At 61.9% G+C, this 26,439-nt stretch carries 15 protein-coding genes; 4 read left to right on the forward strand and 11 right to left on the reverse strand.

The window, feature by feature from the left end:
* Positions 1-34: 34 nt before the first annotated feature.
* The 6 genes from pelA to murI all read right to left on the reverse strand — a co-directional run bounded on the left by pelA (position 35) and on the right by murI (position 12,028).
* On the reverse strand, positions 35-2,089 hold the full coding sequence (gene pelA / locus ACVWYF_RS03585) for a pectate lyase (protein ID WP_457064690.1): 2,055 nt from the start codon (positions 2,087-2,089) through the stop codon (positions 35-37).
* Positions 2,090-2,205: 116 nt separating this feature from the next.
* Complete coding sequence (locus ACVWYF_RS03590; protein WP_457064692.1) at positions 2,206-2,556, reverse strand: cupin domain-containing protein; 351 nt, start codon at positions 2,554-2,556, stop codon at positions 2,206-2,208.
* A gap of 154 nt (positions 2,557-2,710) precedes the next feature.
* The gene (locus tag ACVWYF_RS03595) at positions 2,711-4,498 is read right to left on the reverse strand and encodes a RagB/SusD family nutrient uptake outer membrane protein (protein ID WP_457064694.1); all 1,788 of its coding nucleotides are present in this window, start codon (positions 4,496-4,498) and stop codon (positions 2,711-2,713) included.
* Between the two features lie 31 nt (positions 4,499-4,529).
* Positions 4,530-7,817, reverse strand: coding sequence for a SusC/RagA family TonB-linked outer membrane protein (locus tag ACVWYF_RS03600; protein ID WP_457064697.1), 3,288 nt, complete (start codon positions 7,815-7,817; stop codon positions 4,530-4,532).
* Between the two features lie 326 nt (positions 7,818-8,143).
* Positions 8,144-10,981 (reverse strand): beta strand repeat-containing protein, encoded by a 2,838-nt coding sequence (locus ACVWYF_RS03605; RefSeq protein WP_457064699.1) that lies wholly within the window; start codon positions 10,979-10,981, stop codon positions 8,144-8,146.
* 198 nt (positions 10,982-11,179) lie between these two features.
* On the reverse strand, positions 11,180-12,028 hold the full coding sequence (gene murI, locus ACVWYF_RS03610) for a glutamate racemase (protein ID WP_457064701.1): 849 nt from the start codon (positions 12,026-12,028) through the stop codon (positions 11,180-11,182).
* Between the two features lie 127 nt (positions 12,029-12,155).
* Here murI and ACVWYF_RS03615 point away from each other — a divergent pair, with 127 nt between their 5' ends.
* Positions 12,156-12,383, forward strand: a complete 228-nt coding sequence (locus tag ACVWYF_RS03615) for a hypothetical protein (RefSeq protein ID WP_457064702.1) — start codon at positions 12,156-12,158, stop codon at positions 12,381-12,383.
* A 180-nt stretch (positions 12,384-12,563) separates the two neighbouring features.
* On the opposite strand, the gene ACVWYF_RS03620 is transcribed toward ACVWYF_RS03615, so the two are convergent.
* Both ACVWYF_RS03620 and ACVWYF_RS03625 read right to left on the reverse strand, forming a co-directional pair.
* Positions 12,564-14,249: a cellulase family glycosylhydrolase gene (locus ACVWYF_RS03620; protein WP_457064704.1), complete on the reverse strand. Its 1,686-nt coding sequence runs from the start codon at positions 14,247-14,249 to the stop codon at positions 12,564-12,566.
* A gap of 353 nt (positions 14,250-14,602) precedes the next feature.
* The gene (locus tag ACVWYF_RS03625; RefSeq protein WP_457064706.1) at positions 14,603-15,307 is read right to left on the reverse strand and encodes an arylesterase; all 705 of its coding nucleotides are present in this window, start codon (positions 15,305-15,307) and stop codon (positions 14,603-14,605) included.
* Positions 15,308-15,578: 271 nt separating this feature from the next.
* Between ACVWYF_RS03625 and ACVWYF_RS03630 the strand changes: the two genes are divergently transcribed.
* The gene (locus ACVWYF_RS03630) at positions 15,579-16,256 is read left to right on the forward strand and encodes an ABC transporter ATP-binding protein (protein ID WP_457064708.1); all 678 of its coding nucleotides are present in this window, start codon (positions 15,579-15,581) and stop codon (positions 16,254-16,256) included.
* 41 nt (positions 16,257-16,297) lie between these two features.
* Here the strand turns inward: ACVWYF_RS03630 and ACVWYF_RS03635 are convergent, their stop codons facing one another.
* Entirely contained in the window at positions 16,298-17,332 is a 1,035-nt protein-coding gene (locus tag ACVWYF_RS03635) for an OmpA family protein (RefSeq protein WP_457064710.1), read from the reverse strand.
* A 220-nt stretch (positions 17,333-17,552) separates the two neighbouring features.
* Here ACVWYF_RS03635 and ACVWYF_RS03640 point away from each other — a divergent pair, with 220 nt between their 5' ends.
* Entirely contained in the window at positions 17,553-20,114 is a 2,562-nt protein-coding gene (locus ACVWYF_RS03640) for an ABC transporter permease (protein ID WP_457064712.1), read from the forward strand.
* Between the two features lie 626 nt (positions 20,115-20,740).
* A complete protein-coding gene (locus ACVWYF_RS03645; protein WP_457064714.1) occupies positions 20,741-24,868 on the forward strand; it encodes a T9SS type A sorting domain-containing protein in 4,128 nt (1,375 codons plus the stop codon).
* Positions 24,869-24,970: 102 nt separating this feature from the next.
* Here ACVWYF_RS03645 and ACVWYF_RS03650 read toward each other — a convergent pair whose 3' ends face one another.
* Together ACVWYF_RS03650 and ACVWYF_RS03655 are read right to left on the reverse strand one after the other, a co-directional pair.
* Positions 24,971-25,327, reverse strand: a complete 357-nt coding sequence (locus tag ACVWYF_RS03650) for a hypothetical protein (protein ID WP_457064716.1) — start codon at positions 25,325-25,327, stop codon at positions 24,971-24,973.
* Between the two features lie 452 nt (positions 25,328-25,779).
* Complete coding sequence (locus tag ACVWYF_RS03655) at positions 25,780-26,313, reverse strand: hypothetical protein (protein WP_457064718.1); 534 nt, start codon at positions 26,311-26,313, stop codon at positions 25,780-25,782.
* Between the last annotated feature and the right edge of the window lie 126 nt (positions 26,314-26,439).

Raw genomic sequence — 26,439 nt, forward strand, 5'->3', positions numbered from 1 at the left:
ACTAAGCAACGACGAGACGCAAAATATTGCGTCTCTACTTCGCCGCGCCGGCCATACGCTTTTGCCAGGCCGGATAGTCCTGGGCCAGCAACTCAGCGGGCCAGGTACCGGCGTAGAGGTAGCCGGCGCGGCGCTCGTTTTCGATTTCGGTGAGCTGATAATGCACCTGGCTGTCTCGGCCCACATACATGGGCCGGTCGGTGCCCAGCTCGTAGAAGCGAGCCCAGAGCACCGCGCCGGGCGCGGCCACGATGATGCGGTCGCGGCCCCGGGGCTCATTGGGCGCGGCAATTTCCTTCAACGCCAGGTTGGGCATTTTCACTTTCTCGAACCACCGAACAGCGCCTTCGATGGCGGCTTTTTCGGCGGCGCTGGGCTGCTCAATATCCATCAGAAAGCGCACGATGCTGACGGATTCTTCGCCGCTGAGCGAGGGCAGCTCGAAGGCGCGTGCCTTGGCCGGCAGCAGGCTCACTTCATCGTACTGGGCGCACCAGGCGGTGGGCTGACCGTTGCTCATGTACTGGGTTTGGAGGATGCAGGCAATACCCCGGCTCAAGGCAGCTTTGGAAAGAGCTACCAAATCGGGGTCGACGGTGGCAAAGGCACCCTGCTGGCGGGCCACGTTGCGCAGCACGGTCAGGGCCCGAATCATGGCGTCGTCGTTGTAGGTAATCTCCCTGTGGTAGCCGCTCAGGTCGGGGTAAAACTGGGGGAAGCCGCCGCTGGGGTACTGCATTTTGAGCAGGTAGCGGATGCCGTTTTCGGCCCCTTTGCGGTAGGCGGGGTTGTTGGTTTTCTGGAAGGCGACGACGAGGTAATTGATTTCGCGGGTCGTGGCGTCGTTGTCGATGGTGGCGTCGTTCAGGTTCCTGCTATCGAGCAGGCCGGCGCGGGCCCCGGCGCTGAGACGGGCGGCGTAATTCACCTTCACTTCGCCCAAAGCTTTGGGCCAGCCGCCCACGGCGCGCTGGTAGAGCAGCATCTTTTCGGCAATGGTGTCGATTTGGGCGGCGGGAATGGGCGGCGTAGCGCGCACGGCCCCGGTCAGCGGGTTCCAGCGCCCGCCGAAGGTCCAGGCGGCGGTGATATCCTTTGCTTTCGGCGCGCCCTCAGCGGTGCTCAGGTTATCCTTCATCCAGGCGTAATCGCCGCCCGTGCGGTGGCAGCCGGCGTAGTACACGCGCCGCCCCCAGAGCTTCGCCCCCGGCCCCGACACGGCGTGGTAGATGTCGGCATCGGCCATGTTGGTCGCGAACTGGCAGTCAACCAGATAAAACTGCGCCTCGCGGTGAAAGCGGCCGAGCTTGAAGCCGTCATCACCGCTGAAAGTGCAGTGGCGCAGCACCGTTTTCGAGTCGCGGTTGCCCGAGCCGTCGTGCCAGATGGCGGCCTCTTTACTGTGGCAGATGAAGCGGCAGTTTTCGGCATAGGCCCAGCCGCGCGGGCAGTAGAAATCCACGCCGCCCTCCATGGTGCAGTCCTTAAAATAATACGCGCCGGCCTCCGTGTCCCAGGGGCTCACGGTGTCGCCGCCCAGGGCCCGAAAGGTGCAATGCCGCACGATGAGGCGGGTGGCACCGGGCAGAGCGCGCAGGGCCATCTGGTGGCCGGTTTTGCTCACGGTTTTTTTGCCGGTGGGCGCGGTGGGGCAGTCAATCGTGACTTCACCCGTGGCATCGAAGCCGTAGCTGTTGATGACGCTGAGGCTTTCGAGGGTGAGGTCGGGGCTGTTGCGCAGGTTGAGAGTGGCCACGCCCCAGTCGCCGGCGGTAGCCCCGGGGCCGCAGCTCCACTCGTCGCGGGCCTGCGGGTAGGTCAGGATTACGCCGGCTTCGCTCTGGCCTTTGAGTACCAAGTTGTTCTTGCCATCAATGAAGACTTTCTCGCGGTAGGTGCCGTTTTTGATGAAGATGGTGCGCGGCTTGGCGGCCGTTTCCGGCACGCTATTAATGGCCTCCTGAATGGTGCGGAAGCTGCCCGAGCCATCGGCGGCCACGGTGATGGTCTGGGCGCGGGCTGGCAGCAGGCACAGGCCCAGCAACAGCAGCATGGCCAGGCCCAGCAGACGCAGGAAGGTCGTTTTCATTGGAAAGAAAGGACTTGAGGCAAATTGTAACGCGGACTTTGTAGTCCGTACCTGTGGGGAAAACCTGCACCGATGCGACCGGTACGGAGTCGCGGACTACAAAGTCCGCGCTACTGTTAGCTCAAAAAATCGTCGCGGCGGGGCGTAAAGGCATCAACCAGCACGCCGGCCTCGGTGCAGGTCACGCCGTGCCAGGCCAGCGGCGGCACGTAGCAGCTGTCGCCGGAGCGCAGGGTCTGCGTTTCGGCTTCGATGGTGTACTTGAACGCGCCGCTTTCCACGTAGCTGAGCTGGGCGTGGGGGTGCTGGTGGCGGGCTCCCACCCCATCGGTTTCGAAGGCTACGCGGGTGAGCATCAGGTCGGGGCCGTGGGCCAGCACCTTGCGGCGCACGCCGGGACCGGTGGTTTCCCAAGTGGCGTCGGCATCGGTCACGAAGGCGGGTTGGGCAGGAGGTTGTGGCGTCATGGTATCGTAATAAAAAGAACAGGTCGGACCTTAAAAGTCCGACCTGTTTGGAGCGCCGACAAGGGTAGCGGGCTTTTTAATTGCGCAATCGTTCCCGAGAATGTTGGCTGATACAGCGTAAACGAAGTAGGGTACGACCCCGCACCCTACCCTTTTAGTACCCGTCGTTCTGCTTGAAGCCGGCATTTTTGTTCGTGTCCACGGTGCCCTGCGGGAAGGGCAGCAGCTCTTTACCCTTGCCGGGCGCATACTCCGAGGCCACGTTGGCGATGAGGGCCGCAGTTACGGCCGTGCGCCAGGTTACGGCGGTGGTATTGGCGGGCGTGGTGGCCGGCGAAGGGCGGTAGAATGAGCGCGCCCACACCACCTGCCCGCCAGTTACGCGGTAGTACATATTGGCCGGTACGGAGGCGTAAGGGGCCAGCCCGTTCATGAGCAGGGTGAGGTTGGCGCGGGCCTCGGTGATTTTAGTGCCGAGCATGTTCCAGCGCAGCAGGTCGTATTTGCGGATGCCTTCGCCCCCAAACTCCAGGAAACGCTCGTTGGCAATGGCGTTGAACATCGCCGCCTTGTCGGCCGGGGTCGGCAGCTGGCCCAGGGTGGTGCTGCCGCCGAAACCGCGTTGGCGCACCTCGCGCAGGGCGGCCAGGGCAGCGGGCGTGACCCCGTTGATTTCGTTGTCGGTTTCGGCAAACATCAGCAGCACATCGGCAAAGCGGATGAGGGGCCAATTGTAACCCAGGTAGTTGCCCGCGCCGTTGAGGGTGGGCACGCGCCAGTCGCGCCGGAACTTGCCGTCGGTGAGGGCGCTCAGCAGCACGCCTTTCTGGTTATTGTTCGCGTCGATGCTGTAGGTGGTCAGGGTGATGTCGCGGCGCACATCGGTCGAGTCGAAGGCGTAGAAGTAGGTGGGCAGGGGCCGAATCTGGGCCTGGGTGCTGCCGTAGATGGGTGAGGCGCTCAGCAGCGGGCCGCTATAGTAGCCCAGCTTACTATCGCCCGAGATGCTGGAGCCGCCCATCGCCACCTGAAACATGATTTCATTCGAAGATTCCGACCGCAGCTCGTTGATGCTCTTGAACAGCTCGCGGAAGCTCGGATTCAGCGTGTGCTCGCTACGCTTGTTCATCAAATCCAGGCACTCCTGGCGGGCAATGGCGTAGGATGCGAGGTAATCGGCGGGGCGCGTCACCTGGAGGCCGTGCAGCGAGTAGCCGCCCCGGAACAGGGCCAGGCGGGCGCGCAGGGCCTTCACCGCGCCCTTGGTGATGCGCTCGTTGGTGGTGCCAGCGGCCGAGCGCCAGGGCACCAGCTTCTCGGCCATCAGCAGGTCGGCAATGAGGCGGTCGTAGGTGGCGAGGCGGTCGGTGTTGGGCTGGGTCAGCTCGCCACCAGCCAGGGCCGTGGTGAAGGTGGGCACCAGGGGCGTGGGCACGTCGCCCCAGTTCCGAATCAGCTCGAAATAATACTGCGCCCGCAAGGTCAGCACCTCGCCATACAGGCGGTGCAGCGCGGCGGTATCGGCCGAGGAGCCGGTGGTGTAGAGCGCCATTTTCGGGATGCTCTGGATGCAGATATTGGCCCGCTCCACGCCCTGGTACAAGTTGTTGAAGGGGTTGGTGACTTCGGGGTTCGAGGGCTCGGCGGTGTAGCGCGAGATGCTGCGCGAGCGGCCGTCGAACGGACCGGGCGCGCCCTGCATCTCGTCGGTGTCGTACGGGTAATACGTGCTCAGGCGGGTGCCGTAGCCGGTATCGCCCGAGAGCATGTCGTAGGCCCCAATCACGGCGCTGGTGGCACTACCCACGCTGCTGAAGGCCTGCTCGTTGGTGTACAGCGAGTCGGGCTTCACGTCGAGGTAGTCTTTGCAGGCGGACAGGCCGGCGGCAGCGGCCAGCGTGGCGGCCACGGCCAGGGTGGAACGGAAAAATATGGGTTTCATCGGAGGATGGGAATTTTTTCGGTGGGAAGAATTACAGCGACAGGTTCACGCCGAACAGCAGCACGCGGCTGCGCGGATAGCCGGCGTAGTCCACGCCCGGCGTGAGCGGCGAGGCGCGACGGGTGTTGGCTTCGGGGTCGTAGCCGCTGTATTTGGTCCAGGTGTAGAGGTTGTTGCCGGTCACGTAGAAGCGCAGCTGCGTGAGCTTGGCCTTCGCAATGAGGGCTTTGGGCAGCGAGTAGCCCAGCGTGAGGTTGTTGAGGCGGATGAACGAGCCGTCCTCGATGGCCCAGCTGTGCACGAACAGCGTGCGGGTAGGCTGCCAGATGGTGGCGTTCTGGTTGAGGCTGCGCGAGGTTTCGAGGTCGGTAATCGGCACGCCGTTGTTGTCGACGGTGCGGTACCGGTCGTTCATCATCGTGAGCAGGTTGCTGAATGGGTTCACGGCCGTGGTGAACTCCACCTTGTTGGCGTTGAACACCTGATTGCCATAAATAAAGTTGAAGAACACGCTGGCATCGAAGCCCTTGTAAGTGAACTGCTGGTTGATGCCGCCCGTCACCTTGGGGTTGGCGTTGCCGATGGCCGTGCGGTCGTTGGCATCCACGATGTTGGTGGCCGCGCCGGGCGTATCCACCACGTTTTTCAGCTTGATGATACCGGGGGCCAGGGGCTGGCCCTGCACGGCAACGTCGTTGGCCACGCCGGGCTTCAGGGTCCAGGTGCGGGTGGCGGCATTGTAGCCGGTGAAGTCATCGGCGGTGTAGAAGCCATCGGTCTGGTAGCCGTAGAAAATGCCCACCGGGTCACCCACCCGGGCCAGGAAATCACTGGCAATGAGTGTGCTGGCCCAGCCCGAATACACGCCGGGAATGGCGGTAATCGGACCGAGCTCCTCAATGCGGCCCCGGTTCATGGAGGCGTTGCCGCTGGCCGACCAGGTGAAGTCCGACGTCTTAAGCACGGTGCCGGCCAACTGGAATTCCAGGCCCCGGTTGGTGGTTGAGCCCACATTCTGGAACTGGGTCTGGTAGCCCAGGGTAGGCGAAATTGGTACGTTCACGAGCAGGTCGTGGGTCGAATTGTAGTAGGCATCCACGGAGAGCTGCACGCGGTTGTTGAACAGGGCCAGGTCCACGCCCACGTTGCGGGCGGTGGTGGTTTCCCACTTCAAAAACGGGTTGGGCAGGCCCGTGACCACAGTGCCCAGCGAGATGGAATGGTTGAGCGAGTACTGGCCTAAGCCGGTGCGGTAATACTCGCTGTAACCGAAGTCGTTGATGCGGTTGTTGCCGGCCAGGCCGTAGCTCAGGCGCAGCTTCAAATCCGAAATCGTGTTCGACAAGGACTTCATGAAATCCTCCTTCGACACGCGCCAGGCCAGCGAGGCGGCCGGGAAGTAGCCCACCCGCCGCCCGGCGGCAAACTTGGACGAGCCGTCGGCCCGGAACGTTAACGTGGCCAGGTATTTATCGTCATAAGCATAATTCAACCGCCCGAAACCCGACAGCAAGTGCTGGAGCGTGGGGTTGTCGCTGGTGGGCGTGGGCTGCTGGAACGAGGCCGACGGCAGCACGCCCTGGTTGATGTTAGCAATGGCCTGGTCGGCGGTGATGTCGAGCGGCAGGAAGTTGGTTTGAACCGTCAGAATCCGGCTGCTCTGCTGATAGATTTCCTGGCCCAGCAAGGCATCAACCGAATGCTTGCCAAACTGGTGGGCGTAGGTCAGCACGTTCGACTGGTTGATGGACAGCGCCGAGCCGGTGGCAATGGACACGAACGGCTGCAGGTTGAAGCCGCCGCCCGGTTGCCGGATGGCCGGCGAATTGCGCCCCGAGAAGTTTTCCAGGGTCGAATTGCCAAAATCGAAGCCCACCGTGGAGCGGAAGGCCACGTCCTTTGTAAAGTTGTAGGTGGCGTTGGCGGCCAGGTTCAGGGTGCGCTGCTTATCGTGCCGAATGTCGCTGCCGATGGCCAGAATGGGATTTACCAGCGAGGTGTTGGTGGAGAAGCTTTCGTCCAGCGTGCTGGGGTCGAAGCCGCCGGGCAGGTTGATGGCTAGCGGAATGTATTCGATGGAGTTACGTAGGCGCGTGGTGGTGGTCGAGAGCTGCGACGAGGTGCCCAGGCCCTCCACCTTCTGGTCGTTGAAGCGCACGTTGATGCCGAAGCGGAATTTCTCGGTGGCCTTGTTGTCAAAGCGGAAGTTCACCAGGTTGCGGGTGAAGCCCGAACCCAGCTGAATGCCGTCCTCGTTGTTGCGGGTCAGGCTCAGGGCGTAGGTCGAATTGTTGCCGCCGCCCGAGAGCGAAATATTGTGCGTCTGCTGAAAAGCATCACGACCGAACACCTGGTCCTGCCAGTCGAGAAAGGGCGAGTTGCGGCTCTGGTTCAGCGTGTCGCTGTTGTAGTTTTTCGATTTGAAGAACGGCTTGAAGGTGTTCAGACCGCCAAACGTGGTGGTATTGCCGGCCACGCGGTCAACGTTCACCGCACGCTCGTACTGGTAGTTCACGAAGTCGGCGGGCTGCATCACGCTCAGCTTGCGTGAGAGCTGGCGCACGCCCGCGAAGCCGTTGTAGGCCACCACCAGCTTGCCTTCCTTGCCGCCCTTGGTGGTGATGATGACCACGCCGTTAGCGCCGCGCGCGCCGTAGATGGCGGTGGCGGCGGCGTCCTTCAGCACGTCCACGGACTGAATATCCTGGGGCGAAATCACGTTCAGGGCGTTTTCCACCTGCACGCCGTCCACCACATACAGCGGCGAATTGTCCTGCGTCACGGACCCGCCACCACGAATGCGGATGTTCACGCTCTGGTTGCCGGGCGTGCCTTCCGAGCTGGTCACCTGCACGCCGGCCAGCCGGCCGCTCAGTGCCTCAGCCGCCGAGTTCACCGGCACGTCCTTAATCTGTTGCGCGCTCACCGACGATACCGAGCCCGTCACGTCGCGCCGCTGCACGGCCTGGTAGCCAATCACCACCACGTCGTCGAGCTGCTTGGCATCCACGGCCAGCGTCACGTCAATCTGGCTTTGGCTGCCCACGGCCACTTCCTTATTAGCGTAGCCCACAAAGCTGAAGCTGAGCGTGACGGCCCCCGTGGCGGGCACGGTTACCTCGTATCCCCCATCCGCCCCTGTCGAGGCCCCGTTGTTGGTGCCCTTCACCAGCACCGTCACACCGGGCAGGCCTTCTTTGGAGTCCGAGGCCCGCACGGTGCCCGTGAGGCGGCGCGTGGCCTGCGCCCAGGCCCGCGGGGCATGGGCCAGGCTGCTGATTAAAATCAGCCAGAATAGTAGAAAGTAGCGGTTTTTCATTAGAGGAAGGGGTTGGGTGAGAATTGGCAAAGTGAAGGTGGACGAGGCTGGTGGCAGTAGCTATGCCGCTACTTCCAAATAAAATATCTACAAATAGCTATTTTATTTCTTTTCAGCCTTCTAAAAGTCTGGTTTTATTCGTCATACGCCAAGCAAATGGGCTTTTTTAGTTGTGCAATCGTTGCCGGGAACGATGCCAACGCGCTTCTCTCCGTCCGTCATCCACCCCAAAACCGTTATTCAAATGCCGGGCACAAAAAAAGCCCCCGCACAGGCGGGGGCTTTTTCACAGCTACTGACCGGTTTTGGTCAGCTTACACTGAAGCTTAGTTCTTCTCGATGCGACGCACGGCGAGCACGTCGCCCTGCTTCACTTCGAGCAGGTAGATGCCGCGGGCCAGCGTGGCCGGCAGCACCAGCTGCTTGTCGGCACCCAGCGTGGTCGGGGCCAGCACCACGCGGCCGGTGAGGTCGCGCAGGGCTACCGTAGCAGCGCCCGCCGTGGGCAGGGCCACGGTGATGCGGTCGGTAGCCGGGTTCGGGAACACCGACAGGCCGGGCAGGGTCTGGCTGGCCAGCACGGCCGACACCAGGTTGAAGGTCGCGGTGCTGGTGGCGGTGCCACCGGGCGTTACGACTGATATTACGCCCGTAACACTGCCCGTGCCGGCGGGCACCACGAAGGTGATGCTCGTAGCCGAAACAACCGTGAAGTTGGGTACGTTGAAATTGCCAATCCGCACGGCGGTAGCGCCGGTGAAGTTGGTACCCGTGACGGTGACCACCGTGCCGGGGCCGCCCGTGGTGGGCGTGAAGCTCGTGATAGTGGGCGTGGCGGGGGCCGTGTAGTTCGAGATGGAAATGTCGTCGATGCTGATGCGCGACGTGGTGAGGGTGGCGGTGCTCGTGATGCGGAAGCGTACGTTGCCGGCCTGGTTCACCGTGAAGGTGTAAGGCGTGAGCGTGGCCGTGAGCGTGGCCGGCGCACCGGGCACGGTGGTGTAGGTAGTGCCGCCGTCGGTCGATTTCTCGAGGATGAACGTCGCGCCCGTGTCGATGCCGTACAGGCCGGCGTTCACGATTACGGTGCCGGCGCCAGTGGGCTTATCGAAGCTCATGGCGATGAAGCCCACGCGGATGCGGGCCGATTTCAGGCCGTTGAAGCGGTCGGAGAAACCGGTGCCGATGAGGGCATCCGAGAAATTCCACACCCCGCTGGTGAGCGTAACCGGAGCGGCGGCATAGGCCGCTTTGGTACCGGCTTCGAAATCTTCGAAAGCACCGGCCGTGCTGGGGTTGCTCACTGTGAAGGTGTTAATATTGGAAGTGCCGGCGGTGTTGGTCACCGTCACGGCGTAGTTACCCACCGTGGCCACGGCGCTGGCCGGAATAGTGACCACCAGCGAGGTAGCCGTGCTGCTCGTCTGCGGGTAGCTCACGCTGTTGAAGTTCACCGTCGAGGTCGGCGTGAAGCCCGTGCCCGCGATGGTAATGGTGACGGCCGGGCCGCCCACTACCTGCGCATTGGGCGTGAGGGACGTGATGGTGGGAATTGCCACCGGGGCTGATACCGTGAACGTGCCAGTGCTGGTGCCGGTGCCGGCCGCCGTAGTCACGGCAATCAGGCCGCTGGTCGCGCCGGTAGGCACGTCGAACATCACCGAAGTGGCGCTCATCACCATGAAGTTGGCCACGGCCAAGCCGTTGAGCGTAGCACCGGTGGCACCCGTAAAGTTGGTACCCGTTACGGTAACGGTAGTGCCCACGGGGCCGCTGGTGGGCGTGAAGCTGGTGACAGTGGGGGCAGAAGCCGCCGGCACGAACGTGAAGGTGCCGGTGCTGGTAACCGTGCCGCCGGGCGTAGTCACGGCAATGGTGCCGGTGGTAGCGGTAGCGGGTACGGTGAAGGTGATGGTGGTGCCGTTCACCACGGTGAAGCCGGTGATGGCCACGCCGTTGAGGGTGACGGCGGTAGCGCCGGTCAGGTTAGTACCGGTGATGGTGACGGTGGTACCGGCCGGGCCCGTGGCGGGCGTGAAGCTGGTGATGGTGGGGGCGGGTATCACGACAGCCGCTACCGGGGCGAAGGTGGCACCACGGAAAACGTTGTTGGTACCAGCCGTAGCAATAGGAGCTGAAAGCGTGGTCGTGCTGGGAGCAGCGTTGTAGCCGGCATTATCCGCTACTACATACAGGCCGCCGTTGCCGCTGGCCACCAGCGAAACCGCCGTGCCGGAAACCACGCCATCGATGCCGCGAATTGAGAGGGCGGGGCTGCTGGCAATGACACCGTTCAGCACCCAGGTACCGCCCACCAGGCTCCATTTCTGAATGCCGCCGTCAACCGTCGTGCGGTCATCGGTCAGATACAGCACATCTACCCCGGCCACTGCAGTGCTCAGGTCGGCAAAAAAGAAGGCGTAAGGCTGAGGCCCGGTCGCCGTAGGAAAACCCGGCAGTTGGGTGATGGTCTGTGGGCCGGTGGTAGGCAGGCCCGTGCCTACCTGGCTAACGCCCTGGAAGGTGCCCGAAGCAGCCGAAACGTACAGGTTACCGCCGAAAATATTGACAGCGCGGTTGTTGGTTGGAGCAGCCGTGGTGAGGGCCGTGCTGGTGCCCGTACTGCCCAGGGGCAGGTACCGCACGCCGGTGTTAGAGCCCACCGCGTAGAAGTTGGTGCCATCCACCGTAGCCGCCGAGCGGATGTTGCCCGCACTGAAGGCATCGCTGATGGCGGTAGAAGTATTCACGGTGCCATCGGCCGCTACCAGGCCGATAATGCGGCTGGTGGTAGCGGAAGCCGTGGCGACAACGGCGGCAGTACCGGGAGCCGTATCGTAGCCTGTTACAACCAGATAGCGGCCATCGGCCGAGCGGGTAAGCACGGCCTCCGAGCTGGATGAGCTGGTGTTGGTCAGCGTTTGGTTGGTACCGGCATCGGCCACGGGCAACGCAATCGTTTGAACCAGAACGCCCGCGGGCGTATACTCAAGCAAAAAGGTAGCAACCGCCGAGCCACTGGCCGGCGCAGTAGCCGAGCCATCGCCGATGCGAACTACCACCAGGTTGCCCGGCGTGAAAGGCGCAGCCATCGTCAGCGACGGCCACAGCCCAAGCAGCACTACCAGGCAAGCCAGTAACCGCGTTGTGAAAAAATGCTTCATAGAAAAGAAATAAAAGTGAAAAAGGAAGGTGAAAAAAGTGAGTACCGTAAGTATCGCAACCGCGCTAGTACGCCCCAAAGATAGAGAGAGACGGCGCGGTTGGAAAGTTATGGATTTATCTCCTACCCAAAACCAGACGGCCCCGGCCATTGGCTGCCGGCCCGGGCCTTGCGCTTTACAACTGGGGGAGCCGTTTTTTTACTCCCACAGCGGGTAATGTTCCAGGTGAACTTCCCGCTCGAAGAATATCCGCGTGCTCTCTTCAAAAGAGCGGGTGAAATCGGACACGTAGAAGTGGTGCGCGGGCGGCGTGGCCGCCGCCGGAGCCAGCAGGCCGTGGGCCGCTAAGTACGCTTCGGCCGCCGCCGCCACCACATCCGACGCGTCCAGCACGTCGACGCGGCCGGCGTAGAAACGCGCAATCTGTTCTTTTATCAGCGGGTAGTGGGTGCAGGCCAGCACCAGCGCGTCGATGTCGGCCAGGGCCGGATTGCCGAGGTAGGTGCCGATGATGTCATCGGAAATGGAGTTCCGGAAAAAGCCCTCCTCAATCATGGGCACCAGCAGCGGGGTGGCCAGCGAGTGCAGGTCCACACCCGCGTCAAGGTCGTCGACTTTCTTTTTATAGACGTTGGAGTTCACCGTTTGCTTCGTGCCGATGAGGCCCACGCGGTGGCCGGCATAGGCGCGGCCCAGGTGCGCTACAATGGGGTCAATCACGCTCAGCACCTGGGCTTTGCTGCCCACGTACTCGCGCACCAGCTCATAGGCAGCGGCTGAGGCCGAGTTGCAGGCAATGACAATCAGCTTGCAGTTTTGGCGCAGCAGCAGGTCGCAAATCTTGACGGAATAGGCCTGGATGGCGGCGGTGCTTTTGTCGCCGTAGGGCAGGTGGGCGGTGTCGCCGAAGTATACGATGCGCTCATGGGGCAGACGCTGGGCCACGGCCCGCGCCACCGTGAGCCCACCAATGCCGGAGTCGAACATGCCAATGGGCCGGGCGGCCAGGGCCGCCGCAACGGCCAGCGTGGGAGCAGCAGTAGTCATGGGGCAAAGGTAGCCGGGGAGTTGCTCCTTAGTAGTTAGCAATACGATGAAGACAGTTGTGCGCAGGCACGAGCAACTGCTAACTAAACACTATATTTCCGCTCCCTTCAAGCTCACTTTAATTATTATGAGCACCATTCTGGCCGAAATTGACCAAGCCCTGGCCGCGCACGACGCCCGCCTGGGCCGCCCCGTGGCCATCTACCTCGGCGAACGCAAGCTCACTCAACTCACCCTCGACGCGGCCCGCGCGCCCCTCCCCGACCTCAGCACCGACGCCGGGCGCCCCCTCGCCTACCGCCACCTGGAGTTGCTGCGCGACGAAGTAAACCTTGACGGGCTGCGGGTCATTTAATCCACTTCACGCACGTTTTGCTGATGGCTTTGGGGAGGCGGAACATGCTTTTGGGCCGCAAACAGTCGCAATGTCAGCCCGCGAGTCGGTCGCGCCGCTCTGCGGTCAAGCAAAAATGCAAAGAGTCCCACCAGAACCTGACCTGGTGGGACTCTTTCAATATTAAGCGGAATTGAGCTATTACTCTTTCTCAAATCTGGTCGATGTAGCCTGGCCGGCCTGCACTACACGCAAGGTGTAGAGGCCGGGCTCCAACGCGCCAATGGCGACGCTGGCATCCGTGGTAGCGCTCGCGGGGAGCTGGCGGCTCAGCACCTGTTTGCCACGGGCGTTGAAGACGACGATGGTAGCAGCCTGGTCTGGCTGGAGCAGCGTCAGGTGCAGTTGCTGCTGGGCGGGGTTGGGGTAGAGTGCGGCAGCAACAGTGGGAGCCGCCAGGCGGGCCGCAGCAGCCGGCGCAAAGCTCCACCAGTTGATGTTGTAGCCCCCTGCCGGCACGCCAATGGCAATATCCTGCTGCCCCGCCGCCAGCGTGATGGTGTTGGTGATGGTGGTCCAGTTTTGCCAGCCGCCGGTGTTGGGCACGGCCACGGTGCCGAGCACCTTGGTGCCTGAATTTTGTTCCAGCCGGATTTGCCCGGTACTATTCGGACTGGAAACCCGGTACTGGATGGTGTAGGGGCCCGCCGTGGGCACGGTGACGGTGTACACCATCCAGTCGCCGGTATCAATCCAACCCACATCCAGGCCGCCGCCCGTATCGGCCGTAGTTTCCGTTTGCACCCCCGACATGATGTGGTAGCTTTCGGCTTTTACCTTGGTGGCCGCACCGCCGCTGGGCGGCGTGGTAGTGGGTGGGGTAGTAGTGGGCGGCGTGGCGGTAGCAGTGCCACTCCAACCCTGGATATAGCCCTTCACCAAGCGGCCCGAGGCGGTGAGGTAGCTGTCGGACCAAGCCGCGCTGGGGCTCGTGCCCGGCAGCAGCGCCGAGGCGGTTTCGCCTTTGTCATTCAGTGCCCAGTTACAATGGCTGAGCTTGTTGGCCCGCATAAAATCCATCCACTCTTGGGTAGAAGTTGCATCGACGGCCCCGCCCCCGGAAGCGTCGCAGGTGCCGTACTCCGTCACGAACAAGGCCACACCGCGGCTGAGGGCCGTGCTGGCCTTGCTGCGCAGCGCGGCTTTGTGCGAGGCGGCGTAGAAATGCAGGGTATAGGCAACGTTGATGCCAGTCACGGGGCTGCTGGCCGCCACGTCCACGTCCTGCGACCAGGTGGGCGTGCCCACTACAATCAGGTTGTCGGGGTCGATGGCGCGAATGGCGTTGGTCACGGCCTGGGCGTAGGGCTTCACCACGCCCGTCCACGACACTTGCAGGGGTTCGTTGTAAATTTCATAAATCACGTTGGGGGTGGTACCGTAGGTGGTCGCCATTTCCTGGAAGAAAGCAATGGCCTCCGCCTGGTGCTGCTCGGCGTGGTGGGAGTGCCAGTCGATGATGACGTAGAGGCCGGCAGCTATGCAAGCATCCACCACGGCTTTCACTTTGGCTTTTTCGCGGGCCGGGTTTTCGAGGTAGCCCCCGGCTTCGTCCACACCCATGGCGGCCCGCACGATGCTGGCGTTCCAGTTGTTTTTGAGCCAGCCCACCACGTTGGCCGAGTAGTAGCGCTCGCCGCCCCAGCCGCTGTTGCTCCAGAATAGGCTGTTGCCCGCCAGGCTCACCGGCAGGTTGGTCTTGTCCAGAATTTGGTTGCCCTGCACGCGCAGCGCACCGTAGCGGGACACGGGAGTTTGTGCGGCAGCCGGCAAACAGCCGCCCACCACGGCCATGAGCAGCCACACGCCAAGCAGCCGGGACCGCAAGGAAATAATCGGGAATGAATTTGTTATTTTCATGGATTTGATAGAAAGTTAGGTAAGCGTTAAAAAAGGCAATCAGCAACAAATACAAATCGTCAGAAATTTATTTTTTGTTACTAATCAACAAGTTACACAATTTTTCTATAAATCCTAGTTCATTACAGAAGTTGTACCACCGCAACAGTACCAGTGTATCGTTTTAGAACAAGAACGGGAAATCAATATCGTTCTTGCTCCCATTGCTATCCGCCATTTTTGGCAAAAACCCATTGCTCCATCCCAATTTGGGATAGGCCACAAAAGCTATTCAGAAAATTGACGGAACCAGTTGAGCGCAACGTTTTCGGTACGTTCTGTTATTCGGGACGCGTGGCTCTGTTTAGTAGCGGTTGGAGCACCGCCCATACAGTACGCGCCACAATGCGGTGCCCGGCCGGCGTGGGATGAATACCATCGGCCTGGTTCAGGGTGCGGTCGCCGCCCACGCCTTGCAGCAGGAAGGGAATGAGAACGAGGTGATTTTTGGTGGCCATTTCCTGATAGAGGGCTTTGAAATCCTGCGCATACACCTGGCCTAAGTTGGGCGGAATCTGCATGCCGGCCAGCACGATTTGCGCGCCGGGATTGCGGCGGCGCACCGTGTCGATGATGCCCTGCAGATTTTCGCGGGTAGCGGCGAGGGGCAGGCCGCGCAAACCGTCGTTGCCGCCCAGCTCCAGTACGAATATGTCTACGGGCTGCTTCAGAATCCAGCCCACGCGGCTGCGGCCGCCGGCGGTGGTTTCGCCGCTCAGGCCGGCATTTATTACCTCATAGCCCAGTTTAAGTGAGTCGATTTTCTGGCCGATTAAGCCAGCGAAGGCTTGCTCGGGTTCCACGCCATAGCCGGCGGTGAGGCTGTTGCCAAAGAAGAGCAGGCGCTTGGTAGCGGCTTTGGCAGCCGGCACCGGGGTAGCAGGCACGGCCGAAGTGGTAGCGGGTTTTTCGGTCGTGGGGCCGGAATTGCAGGCCGTGAGGGCCAGCCCGAGCAGGGCAGCCAGGGGCAAATGGAGGAATTTCATATACAGCGATTTGGGCACGAAACCGTAAAGCCGGAAAACATGCCGGAGGTTTCCACGTCTTTGGTAACGAACGGGCAGCGGCGCGGTTGTGCAGCGGGCAGGTACCACAGCCGCCGCAAGAACGTCATGCTGAGCGGAGCCGAAGCATCGCTACCGCGAGAGTGCCTGATTACTACTGCGGTAGAGATGATTCGACAAGCTCAGCATGACGTTCTTTTTCTGTCTTTCTCCTTACCACCCGCCTACCCCCACCCTCCTACCCTAACCAAGAATGTCCATCCTCCGCGTCGATAACCTCACCAAAACCTACCCCAGCGCCGGCCAGCCCCTCACGGTGCTGCACGGCGTCAGCTTCGAACTGACTGCCGGCGACACTTTTGCCATTGTGGGTTCCTCAGGCTCGGGCAAGACCACCCTGCTAGGCCTCTGCGCCGGGCTCGACCGCGCCACCTCGGGCAGCGTGTGGCTCAATGGCATTCAGTTGGATAACCTGAGCGAGGATGAACGCGCCGCCGTGCGCAACCAGCACGTCGGCTTTATCTTCCAGAATTTCCAGCTCCTGCCCACCCTCACGGCCCTCGAAAACGTGCTGGTGCCGCTAGAGTTGCGCGGCCAGCGCGGGGCCACTAAAACCGCCCTCGACCTGCTCGACCGCGTGGGCCTGGCTGCCCGCGCCGGCCACTACCCCGCCCAGCTTTCGGGCGGCGAGCAGCAGCGCGTGAGCCTGGCCCGCGCCTTCGCCAACCGCCCGGCCGTGCTCTTCGCCGACGAGCCCACCGGCAACCTCGACCCCGACACCGCGGAGCGGGTAGTGAACTTATTATTCGAGCTCAACCGCGAAGCCGGCACTACGCTCGTGCTGGTGACGCACGACCTGGAACTGGCCGCCAAAACGCAGCGTACGCTCCGGCTGCGCGGCGGGAAAGTGGTGGAGGAAGTGTTGAGTTGAGCCAACCCACAACACTTTAAAGCTTGCGGGAGCACTGCGTTTCACTTCTTTTTCTGCGTTGTTTTTGAAGGTTGCTGAATGCCTGTTTTAATATCTTTAGTCGATACGCTTCGCGGCTTACTTCGGGCCTGAGAGCCCGAGGTATATCTCTTGCCGGATTTGGTGGAACGGGTTGAGAATACTCCTATCTTACCTCCGCTCCTACTTTCATACCAGTAATTCAAGTCCTCAACCAATATCCATCGTATTTCAACCCGACGGTTGAGTTGCCCATTCTCAGGGCTGTCATTAGGCGCAGCGGGGTGGTCGCCGCCATAGCTTACCGTCACTATGTTGCTTTGTGACACACCCTTATTTATCAAATAATCATAAGCTGCTTTTGCCCGTTGCAGGCCGAGCTGCACCAAATACTGTTTGCGGTTGGGTTCGCTACGAGAAACTTCCTGTGGCTCAGCATGACCTTGGATTTCAATCACCACTCCAGAAGCTTGGTTGAATCTGCTCAAAAAATCATCCATTGAAGCATAGGACTCAGGCCGTAACACAGCGCGCTTGGAATCAAAATAAATAGCTCGGGTTCCAAAATCATCCCAACAACAGGAGTCGATGTAGTTGATGTAGAAATCCTTAATCAGAATGCTCGTATCAGAAGGCATTACGGGCACGTCAACCCGTTGCGTATCCACATTGAGGCCATCCTTATTCAATGCAACCCAGTAGCTGTGGTTTGAGAGCACATCTAACTGATAAGAACCATCAGGCCGCGTAACGGTGCGCCAACTTTGCGTAGCATCGTCTCGCTGCCAGTTTGTAAATGCCAGCTCCGTACCTGGAATAACAATTACACTATCTCTAGAAAGGTGAACAAAACCGCGGATAGTAGTAGGCCGCTCAGCCAAATGAACTGTAACTGGCTGTAAAGACGGGAAATTGTCTGACGAAAGTGGGCGAGCAGTCTGACACGCCAATAGTGCAGTGCAAGCCCCAAACAACTTCACCAGTAAGCTTAGTATTCGCCATGTAAGGGGGCCAAATACGATAACAGCAACTCTTACCTGTTGCAGACAATTGGTCATAATTCTCTTGAGTTGGCCTGTAAGCTAAAACTATAAAAGAACTTTTGCCATTTGACACCTCAAATTTCAATCACTGTCCTAACTGATTCGTTATCCATTAGAAATGATTGATGAAGTAGAAGTCACAGCCTCATTTGCCAGTTACTTCTTTATTCAGTGACGATAAATTGTCACTGAATAAAGCCTTTTCTACCAATTCCTGACAAACCAATTTCTTTTCGTGCAGCCTTCTTCCATCCCTACCTCGTCCCCAGTTGCCACCTCCTGGCTCTTCCGCATGGCGTGGCGCGACAGTCGCCGCAGCCGGGCGCGGCTGCTGCTCTTTATGGCCAGTATTATTCTGGGCATCGCGGCGCTGGTGGGCATCAATTCCTTCGGTGACAACTTGGCCCGCAGCATTAGCTCGCAGGCGCGGGAATTGCTCGGGGCCGACCTCGTGCTGAGCGCCAACCAGCCTTTCGAAGCCAAGTTGGAGCCGGCCCTGCAAAACTTTGGCACAGCCCGCACGCGGGAGGTGGCTTTTGCCTCGCTGGTGCAGTTCCGGCCGGGCCGGGGCACGCGGCTGGCGCAGGTGCGGGCGCGGGACGGCGGCTTCTTCTACGGCGATTGGGACACCGAGCCGAAAGCCGCCACCGCCCGTTTCGCCGATACCACGGCCGCCCCCGGCGCGCTGGTAGATGACGCATTACTAGTGCAGTTCGGGGCCAAAATCGGCGATTCGGTGCAGGTGGGTCAGGTGGTGCTGCCTATCATTGGGCGGGTGTTGAAGACGCCAGGGCAGTCCGGAATTACCACGGCAGTGGCTCCTACGGTATTCCTGCCGTTGGGCGAGGTCACGGCCACCGGCCTGGTGCAGCGCGGCAGCCGGGTGAAGTACGCCCGCAGCTATCAGTTTGCGCCGGGCACCGATGTGGCCGCCATTCTCAAGCCCCTGCAAACCCGCCTCGACGCGGCTGACATTGACACCGATACCGTGGCCAGCCGCCAGCAAAGTACTGGCCGCGCCTTCGCCGACCTCACCCGCTACCTCAGCCTCGTGGCCTTCGTGGCGCTGCTACTGGGCTGCGTGGGCGTGGCCAGCGCCGTGAATCTGTACGTGCGTGAAAAGCTGGCCGCCGTGGCCGTATTGCGCTGCCTGGGGGCCAGCGGGAAGCAGGCATTATTGATTTATCTGATTCAAACGGCCGGCCTCGGTTTCGTGGGCGCGGTGCTGGGCGCGGCCCTGGGCGCGGCCGTGCAAACGGTGCTGCCCCGCGTGCTGGGCGATTTCCTGCCGGTGGATATCAAGGTGAGCGTCTCGTGGACCGCCGTTGGCACGGGCCTGCTCACGGGGCTGCTGATGGCCGTGCTGTTTGCGCTATTGCCGCTGCTGAGCATCCGGCGGGTATCGCCGCTGCGGGTGCTGCGCACGGCGTTTGAGGACGATACCGCCGCGCCCGACCCGGTGCGGGGCATCGTGATTGGCGTGATTGGATTGTTTATCCTGGCCTTCGCCTACGGCCAGACCCGCGACTGGAAGCTCACCCTCGGCTTCGGGGCGGGGCTGCTGGTGGCATTTGCGGCCCTGGCCGGCCTGGGCCGCCTGCTAATGGGGGCCGTGCGCCGCTTTTTCCCCGCCGGCTGGGGCTACGTGTGGCGGCAGGGCCTGGCCAACCTGTACCGGCCCCAAAACCAGACGCTCACGCTGGTCACGTCCATCGGGCTGGGCACGTTTTTGCTGGCCACGCTCTTCCTCACCCAGGCCATGCTGCTGGGCCGGGTGCAGGTAGCCGGGCAGAAATCGGCCGCCAACCTGGTGCTCTTCGACATTCAGCCCGAGCAGCGCGCCGGCGTGGAGGCTCTGCTCACCGCCCAAAAGCTGCCCGTGCTCCAGCGCGTACCCATCGTGACCATGCGCCTCACGGCCATCAACGGCCAGTCGGTTTCCGTCATCAAGAAGGACACGGCGCGGGGCATCCCCGCCTGGGCCCTCACCCGCGAGTACCGCGTGACCTACCGCGACTCGCTGAACTCTTCCGAAAAGCTCACCGCCGGCACCCTGCCCACCATTGGGCCCGATAAAATCCCGCGCATCTCGGTCGAAAAAGGCTACCTGGAGCGCGTCAAGCTCAGCCTCGGCGACACGCTCGATTTCAACGTGCAGGGCTTGCCGCAGCGCACCATCATCGGCGGCACGCGGGAGATTGACCGCAGCCGGGTGCAGCCCAGCTTCCTGGTCATTTTCCCGGCCGGGGTGCTCGAAGGCGCGCCGCAGTTCCAGGTGGTGCTCACGCGCACGCCCAACACGGCCGCCCTGGCCGCCGTGGAGCAACAACTAGTAAAGCAGTACCCCAACGTGTCGGCCATCGACCTGGGCCTGATTCTGACCACGCTGAACGACATCATCGACAAGATTTCCTTCGTAATTCGCTTCATGGCGGGCTTCAGCATCCTCACCGGCTTGCTGGTGCTCAGTAGCTCCGTCGTTATCAGCCGCTACCAGCGGGTGCGCGAAAGCGTGCTGCTGCGCACGCTGGGGGCCAGCCGAGCGCAGATTCTGCGGATTACCCTGGTTGAATATGGCTTACTGGGGTTGCTGGCGGCACTGGCTGGCATCGGGCTGGCGGTGCTGGCGGCCTGGGCGCTGGCGGTTTTCGTGTTCGAGGCCAGTTTCGGACCAGCGGTGCTGCCGCTGCTGGGGCTAGCGGCACTGGTCACGGCGCTCACAGCGGGCATCGGGCTGCTCAATAGCCGCGACGTGCTGCGCCGCTCGCCGCTGGAAGTGCTGCGCGCCGAGGGCTAAGGCGCAGCACTCCTGCCACTTGCTGCAAACCGTCTGGGACGGGGGCACGACGTGGCCCCCAATCTACCTTCGCCGGTCTGGCTTGCGCCGGTCCCGGGACGAGCTTCCGTGCCTTTTCGGGTACCATCGTAGGAAGCCAAAATACTTCGGGGAACAGCTGCACCGCACGCCCGCAGGGCTTTGCAATGGCCCGGCTTTGCGCCCGTACTCCTGCGGTGGCGGCAGGTATTCCAACGCATTGCCGGGCAGAAAGGAAGCAGGGGCGCGGCCACCCTGCCCCCCACGCTGCCAAGCCGAATCGCCGGCAGGTTCACAAAAAAATAGCATAGCGGCGTTCTTTGATTAAGACTATTAATTCAATATAAATATTAGTCAAAAAATCGAATTAATCGGCCACTTATCAATGGTAAACACCATAAATAATTGAAAATATAAAATTTAATTACTTTCGTGAATAGATGAGCTTACTACTGAACTACAGGCATATTACCTTTTTATTGATTGTGTTTTTCACCTGATATAACACAATACTGATTTGGCCTCCTATACTTGTGCAGCTTCTCTTGGTAAAATTTGCAAGACTACCATTTCAACTGCATTTAGTACTAAATCAAATCCTTCTCAACATGAAACAATTCTCCTGTATTCACCGGTCGTCGCTACTGCGGCCGATTCACTCCCGGGCCTTGCTGCTGCTGGCCCTGCTGCTGGGCAACCGCTACCACGCCCAGGCCCAGTTTCCGCGCGTCGAATCGTTCCAGAACAACACGGCGGCGAGCTTTACGCTGGGCGGTGCGGCCACGCTCACGGCCGCAACCAGCACCGACCCCAACGGCGCGGGCTACCTGCGCCTGACCGGGGCCACCACCAACCAATCGGGCTTTGCCATCGACCAAGGTGCTTTTCCGGCCCCCAACGGCTTCAGCATCTCGTTTGAGTTCTTTGCCTACGGCGGCACCGGGGCCGACGGCTTTTCGGTGTTTCTCGTGGATGCCGACCAGACCTCGGCATCCACTTTTACGCCGGGGGCCTCGGGCGGCTCGCTGGGCTACGCCCAGAAAACGGCGGCTCCGCTCAGCAATGGGGTGCCTTTTGGCTACATCGGCATTGGCATTGATGAGTTTGGCAACTACTCCAACGCCACCGAAGGCCGGGTGGGCGGCATCAACACGCCCGAGTTGACGCCCAACGCAGTGGCCCTGCGCGGCGCGGGCAATGGCAGCGCAACGACCGAATACCCGTACCTGACCGGCACGCCCACGCTGCCCTTCCAACTCGACGTGCCCACGGTGCGGGCCCAGGCGGGCGCGGCCGACTACCGCCGGGCCTACATTGATGTAGTGCCCACCAACGGCACGTACCGCATCACGGTGCGTATCCAGCACGGCTATACCGTGGCAACGGCCGTGCGCAATTTTACCGTGCCCCGCCCGCCCAACAACCTGCGCGTTGGCTTCGCGGGCTCGACCGGCGGCAGCACCAACGTGCATGAAATCCGCAACCTGGCCATTCGGCAAACGCCGACGCTCGATGACGACGTGGCCAGTACGGTCTACAATCAGGCGGTTTCGATTAACGTGCTCAGCAACGACATTTTTTCCTACGCCAACTACGCGCCGGGCAGCGTGGACCTGGACATCACCCAGGCCGGCACGCAGCCGACGCTGACGGTGCCGGGCCAGGGCACGTTTGCGGTGACGGCGGCGGGCGTGGTCACTTTCACGCCCAGTGGCACATTTGCGGGCGTGGTCACCATTCCGTACACGGCCACCGATGTGCTGGGAGAAACGGGCTTTCCGGCCAATATTACCGTCATTGTGCGCGGGGCCGACATTGCCAACAGCATCAGCGGCCCCACGGCCACGGCCCCCGGCAACCAGGTGCAGTACAGCATGACCACCGCCAACCTAGGCTCGCTGCCGGCTACCAACGTGGTGCCCAAACTGCAACTTCCCGCCAGCCTGGCCGGCGTGGTGGTGAGCAGCGGCAGCTACGCGGCGGGCTCCGGGCTGGTCACGTTCGGGGCCATTGCCAACCTGGCGGCGGGTGCTTCTCCGGTCACCAATACGGTCAGTTTTACGGCCCCGGCCAGCGGCTCGGTGACGGGCACCACAGCCAACACGGCCACCGAGCCCGACCCGGTGAGTGCCAACAACACGGCCGCCATTACCACCCTCGTGAGCGGCCTGGTGAACGTGGGCGGCGTGTGTGCCACGCCCGGCAACGACGGCGTGGCCAGCCTCGGGGCCTCTTCGGCCCCCAATACTTACTTCCCCGGCCTGCTGGCTACTACCGTGGGCGGTACCACCAGCATCACGCTGGGGCCGGCCCTGACCGGCACGGGAGCCGGCAGCCTGCCCATCGCGGCCGGCGATTTGGTGCTGGTGATGCAGATGCAGGGGGCCGTGCTCAACACCACCAACGCTGCCAGCTACGGCAGCGGGGGCAGCCAGGGCAAAGGCAACCTGACCGGCAGCGCCGACCAGTTCACGGCCGGCCTCTACGAATACGCGGTGGCCACCAGCACCGTGGGCACTACCGGCGGCGTGCTCACCCTGAATCAGGCCCTGACCAATACATATGACAACCTCGATTTCAACGCTACCAGCAACCCCACCGGGCAGCGGCGCTTCCAAGTCGTTCGGGTACCGCAGTATTCGGCCCTGGCCGTGGCCGACTCGGTGGCGGGTGCGCCCTGGAACGGCAGCGCGGGCGGCGTGCTGGCCCTCGATGTGGCCGGCCGCACCACCTTCGGCCCCAACGCCCGCCTGACCATGACCGGCCGGGGCTTCCGGGGCGGCGGCGGCAAACTCTACAGCGGCACAGCCAGCACAGCATACACCAACACCGACTTCAACCAACTGAGCAGCCCCACGACCCTGGGCGCGGGCGGAGCCAAGGGCGAAGGCACCGCCGGCACGCCCACTTATGTTAATGGCGGCACGGCTCTTATCAACACCCTGCTGCAAGGCTACCGCAACGGCAGCAACGGCCGGGGCGCGCCCGGCAACGCCGGCGGCGGCGGCACCGACCTCTCGCCCAGCAACAACGCCCGCAACACCGGCGGCGGCGGCGGGGCCAACGGCGGCGAAGGCGGCTTCGGCGGCTACGGCAACAGCTACCCCGGCAACGTGAGCGACGATGCCCAGGGCATTGGCGGGGCGGCGTTCGGTGCTTCGCAAGGTCGGCTCACGATGGGCGGCGGCGGCGGGGCCGGCGTGGCCAACGACGGTGGCCTGGCCAGCAGCGGCAACAGCGGCGGCGGCATCATCATCCTGCGTACCGGCGCGGTAGCCGGCACGGGCGCGGTGCGGGCCAACGGCCTGGGCGCGGCCACCACCACGCTCGACGGGGCCGGGGGCGGCGGGGCTGGCGGCTCGGTGCTGCTGCTGGTGAGCAACGCCCCCACCCTGAGCAACCTCACGGTGACGGCCCGGGGCGGCCACGGCGGCAACGCCAACATGGGCGGGGCGGCCTTCGGCCCCGGCGGCGGCGGCGGCGGCGGCGTTATTCTGGCCGATGGCACGGTAGCCGCAGCCTCTTCAACCGCGGGTGGTGCCAATGGCACGACCGGCGGCACCACCAACGCTTTCGGTGCCACGGCGGGTACCAGCGGCATTGTGATGACCAATGCCGCTACCAGCGGCTCGGGCACCACGGCCTGCCTGCCGGCCCTCACCGTGGCCCTGAGCACGGCCACGCCCAACGTGGCGCGCACCAGTGGGGCAGCCGGCCCGGTAACCCCGGCGCTGTACATTCTCAACGTCTCCAACACCGGCGGCACGGCCACGGGCGTCAGCCTGCTGGGCAGCCTGCGCAACAACCTGTTCAAGTACGACGGCACCTACCCGCCCACCGCCACCCTCACACTGGCCGATGGCAGCACCTCCACCCCCACCGCCTTCACGCTGCCCGCCAGCGGCGTCAGCCAGCCGGTGTTCAGTGGCTTCAGCATCCCGGCTGGGGCTACGCTCGCGCTCATTTTTCGGGCCACGATTGATGCCACGGCGCTGAACGGCGTTGCGTACCGGGCCTCGGCCACGGTGAGCTACGACAACCCCTTGCGCACGTCCGGGGCTACGGCCACCGTGCAGCCCGGCGAGAACTACGCCGGCGGCACCGATACCAGCCTGGGCACCGCCATTGGCAGCAACTACGCCGGCGGCGCGGGCACCCCCGAAAACGTCACCATTCAGGCCCCGCTGCCCGTGGTGCTCACCCGTTTCACGGCCGTGGCCGCCCACGCCGATGCGCAGCTGCGGTGGCTGACCGCCAGCGAGCACAACAGCGACCGTTTCGCGGTGGAGCGCAGCCTGGACGGCCAGCGCTTTACCGAAATTGGCTCCGTGCGCAGCCAGCGCGAAAGCGTCAAGCCCAACGACTACGAATTCATGGATGCCGGCGCGGCCCGTAGCGTGGCCGTCGGCAAGCCCGTGTACTACCGCCTGCGGCAGGTCGATGTCGATGGCACGACCAGCTACTCGCCGGTGCGCGCCGTCGTGTTCGGGGCGCAAAGTGCCGCCACGGTGTACCCCAACCCCGCCGGCTCCTCGGCCACGCTCGACCTGAGCGGCCTGCCCACCGGCGACTACTCGGTGCAGGTGCTCGACCTGACCGGCCGCCAGGTGGCGCTGTACTCGCTGCCCGGCGCGGGCCAGCACCCGCTCGATTTGCAGCCGCTGGCCGCCGGCACCTACGTGGTGCGCGTGCGCGGCGGGGCCATCAACCAGTCGCTACTCCTGACGCGGGAATAGCCGCCGAGGCAATGCATCAAAGAAAAGCGCCCCCGGATGTTCCGGGGGCGCTTTTTCTTGGGTCACTTACAGAAGCTGTTTGTATCGAAGGGCCGGGCCGCGCTATGCAGCCTTCTTGGCCTTGCGCACGGGCTTCTTGCGCTCGCTCTGTCGCACGCCGCCGGCCATTTCGTACTGCGAACTGTCGGCCCCGTACTTGAACTTCACGCCGTTCAGGGCGCGCGAGGTCCAGGTGCCGAGTTCCTTTTCCTGCTTTTTCAGTTGGTTGAGGAGGTCATCGGCCGTATTCAGGGCCTTGTTGTAGTCGCTGAGCGTTTTGGCAGCCGCCGCGACGCGGGTGCTGCCTTCGGCGACGGAAATGGTTTCGCCCAGGTCCAGTTTGGGGTCGATGGCGGCCAGCCCATCGAGGCGGGCCTGGGCTTTGGTGATGGGGGCAGATTCGCGGGCTCTTAAGGCCATATGGGAGTAAAAAAAGAAGTGATAGAAACTTACCCCCGCAATATACCCGGAATCTATTCTTCGGCTGCTGATGCCACAGGGCCGGCCCTAAGCCCGTGGCGACAAGCGCTATTACGCCGTCCTGCGCCCGCATCAACTATTTGCTTGAGCAAGCAAGCCATTCACTTAAGCAAATGGCTTGTTTGCTTGAGCAAACAGACCATTCGCTTGAACAAACAGTCTATTTGCTCAAGCAATCAAGACATTTGTTCGAGCAATCAAGCCATTCGCTTGAACGAATAGACTGTTTGCTTGAGCAAATGGCTTGCTTACTCAAGCAAACAAGCCATTCGCATGCACCCGCAAGCCGTTTGCACTTGCATAGGCCCCCACGCCCCCGCCGCGACGGGCCGTGTCGGCAGCCGCACAAGGGGCTTAAGTAACGGCGATAGGGCATCAGTTTCTATTCTCCTCTATTCTTTCAGAAAGCAAACGCCCTGTAAGTGCATCGTTACTGATTTGAACAACACCTCACAAGTTTTGCTGTATTCGCAGTCTAGGATAGCAGTATCCCATACATAGCCTTGCCTGATATCATTTAGAGACTCTTGAGGCAAAATTTTATCTTGAATCGAAAGAGCAGAATCGAAGAAACAAGTAAGACCCTTTAGATTAAACGTCTCTTGGGTATGTGGTTCAATATCGAACACTATTCCATTCCAAGGCATCGCAGCTTTTTCTTCAATTGTGATAATTTCAGCAATTACGAGTGAATCATCAGACTTAAAAAAGGCGAAATTTCCTGTTTCAGAGTTGAAGAAGGTATAGTCTTCGCTGTACTTAAAAAGCAGGTTTTTGCCTATGTGATTGACAACATCCCAGTATAGGCTGTCTTCCTGTTCGGTTCCGTGCCACTTGGCTGCAACTGCTATAGTGCTGATGCAAACAGGGCCACCTGTCGTTTCGCAGTAAGCAATGAGCCTACACGGTTTAGTTTTCATTTTCACTGTTCAAAGAATAGTAAGTGCGGTTCAGAGAATTGGCTTTGCTCTTTGACCACTCACCCATAGGCAAGCATCTGCTAGGAGCTTGCTCAAAACTACCCAACCCCGCCCGCCCCAGCCGTACCTTTG

The sequence above is a fragment of the Hymenobacter sp. UYAg731 genome, from assembly GCF_054061335.1.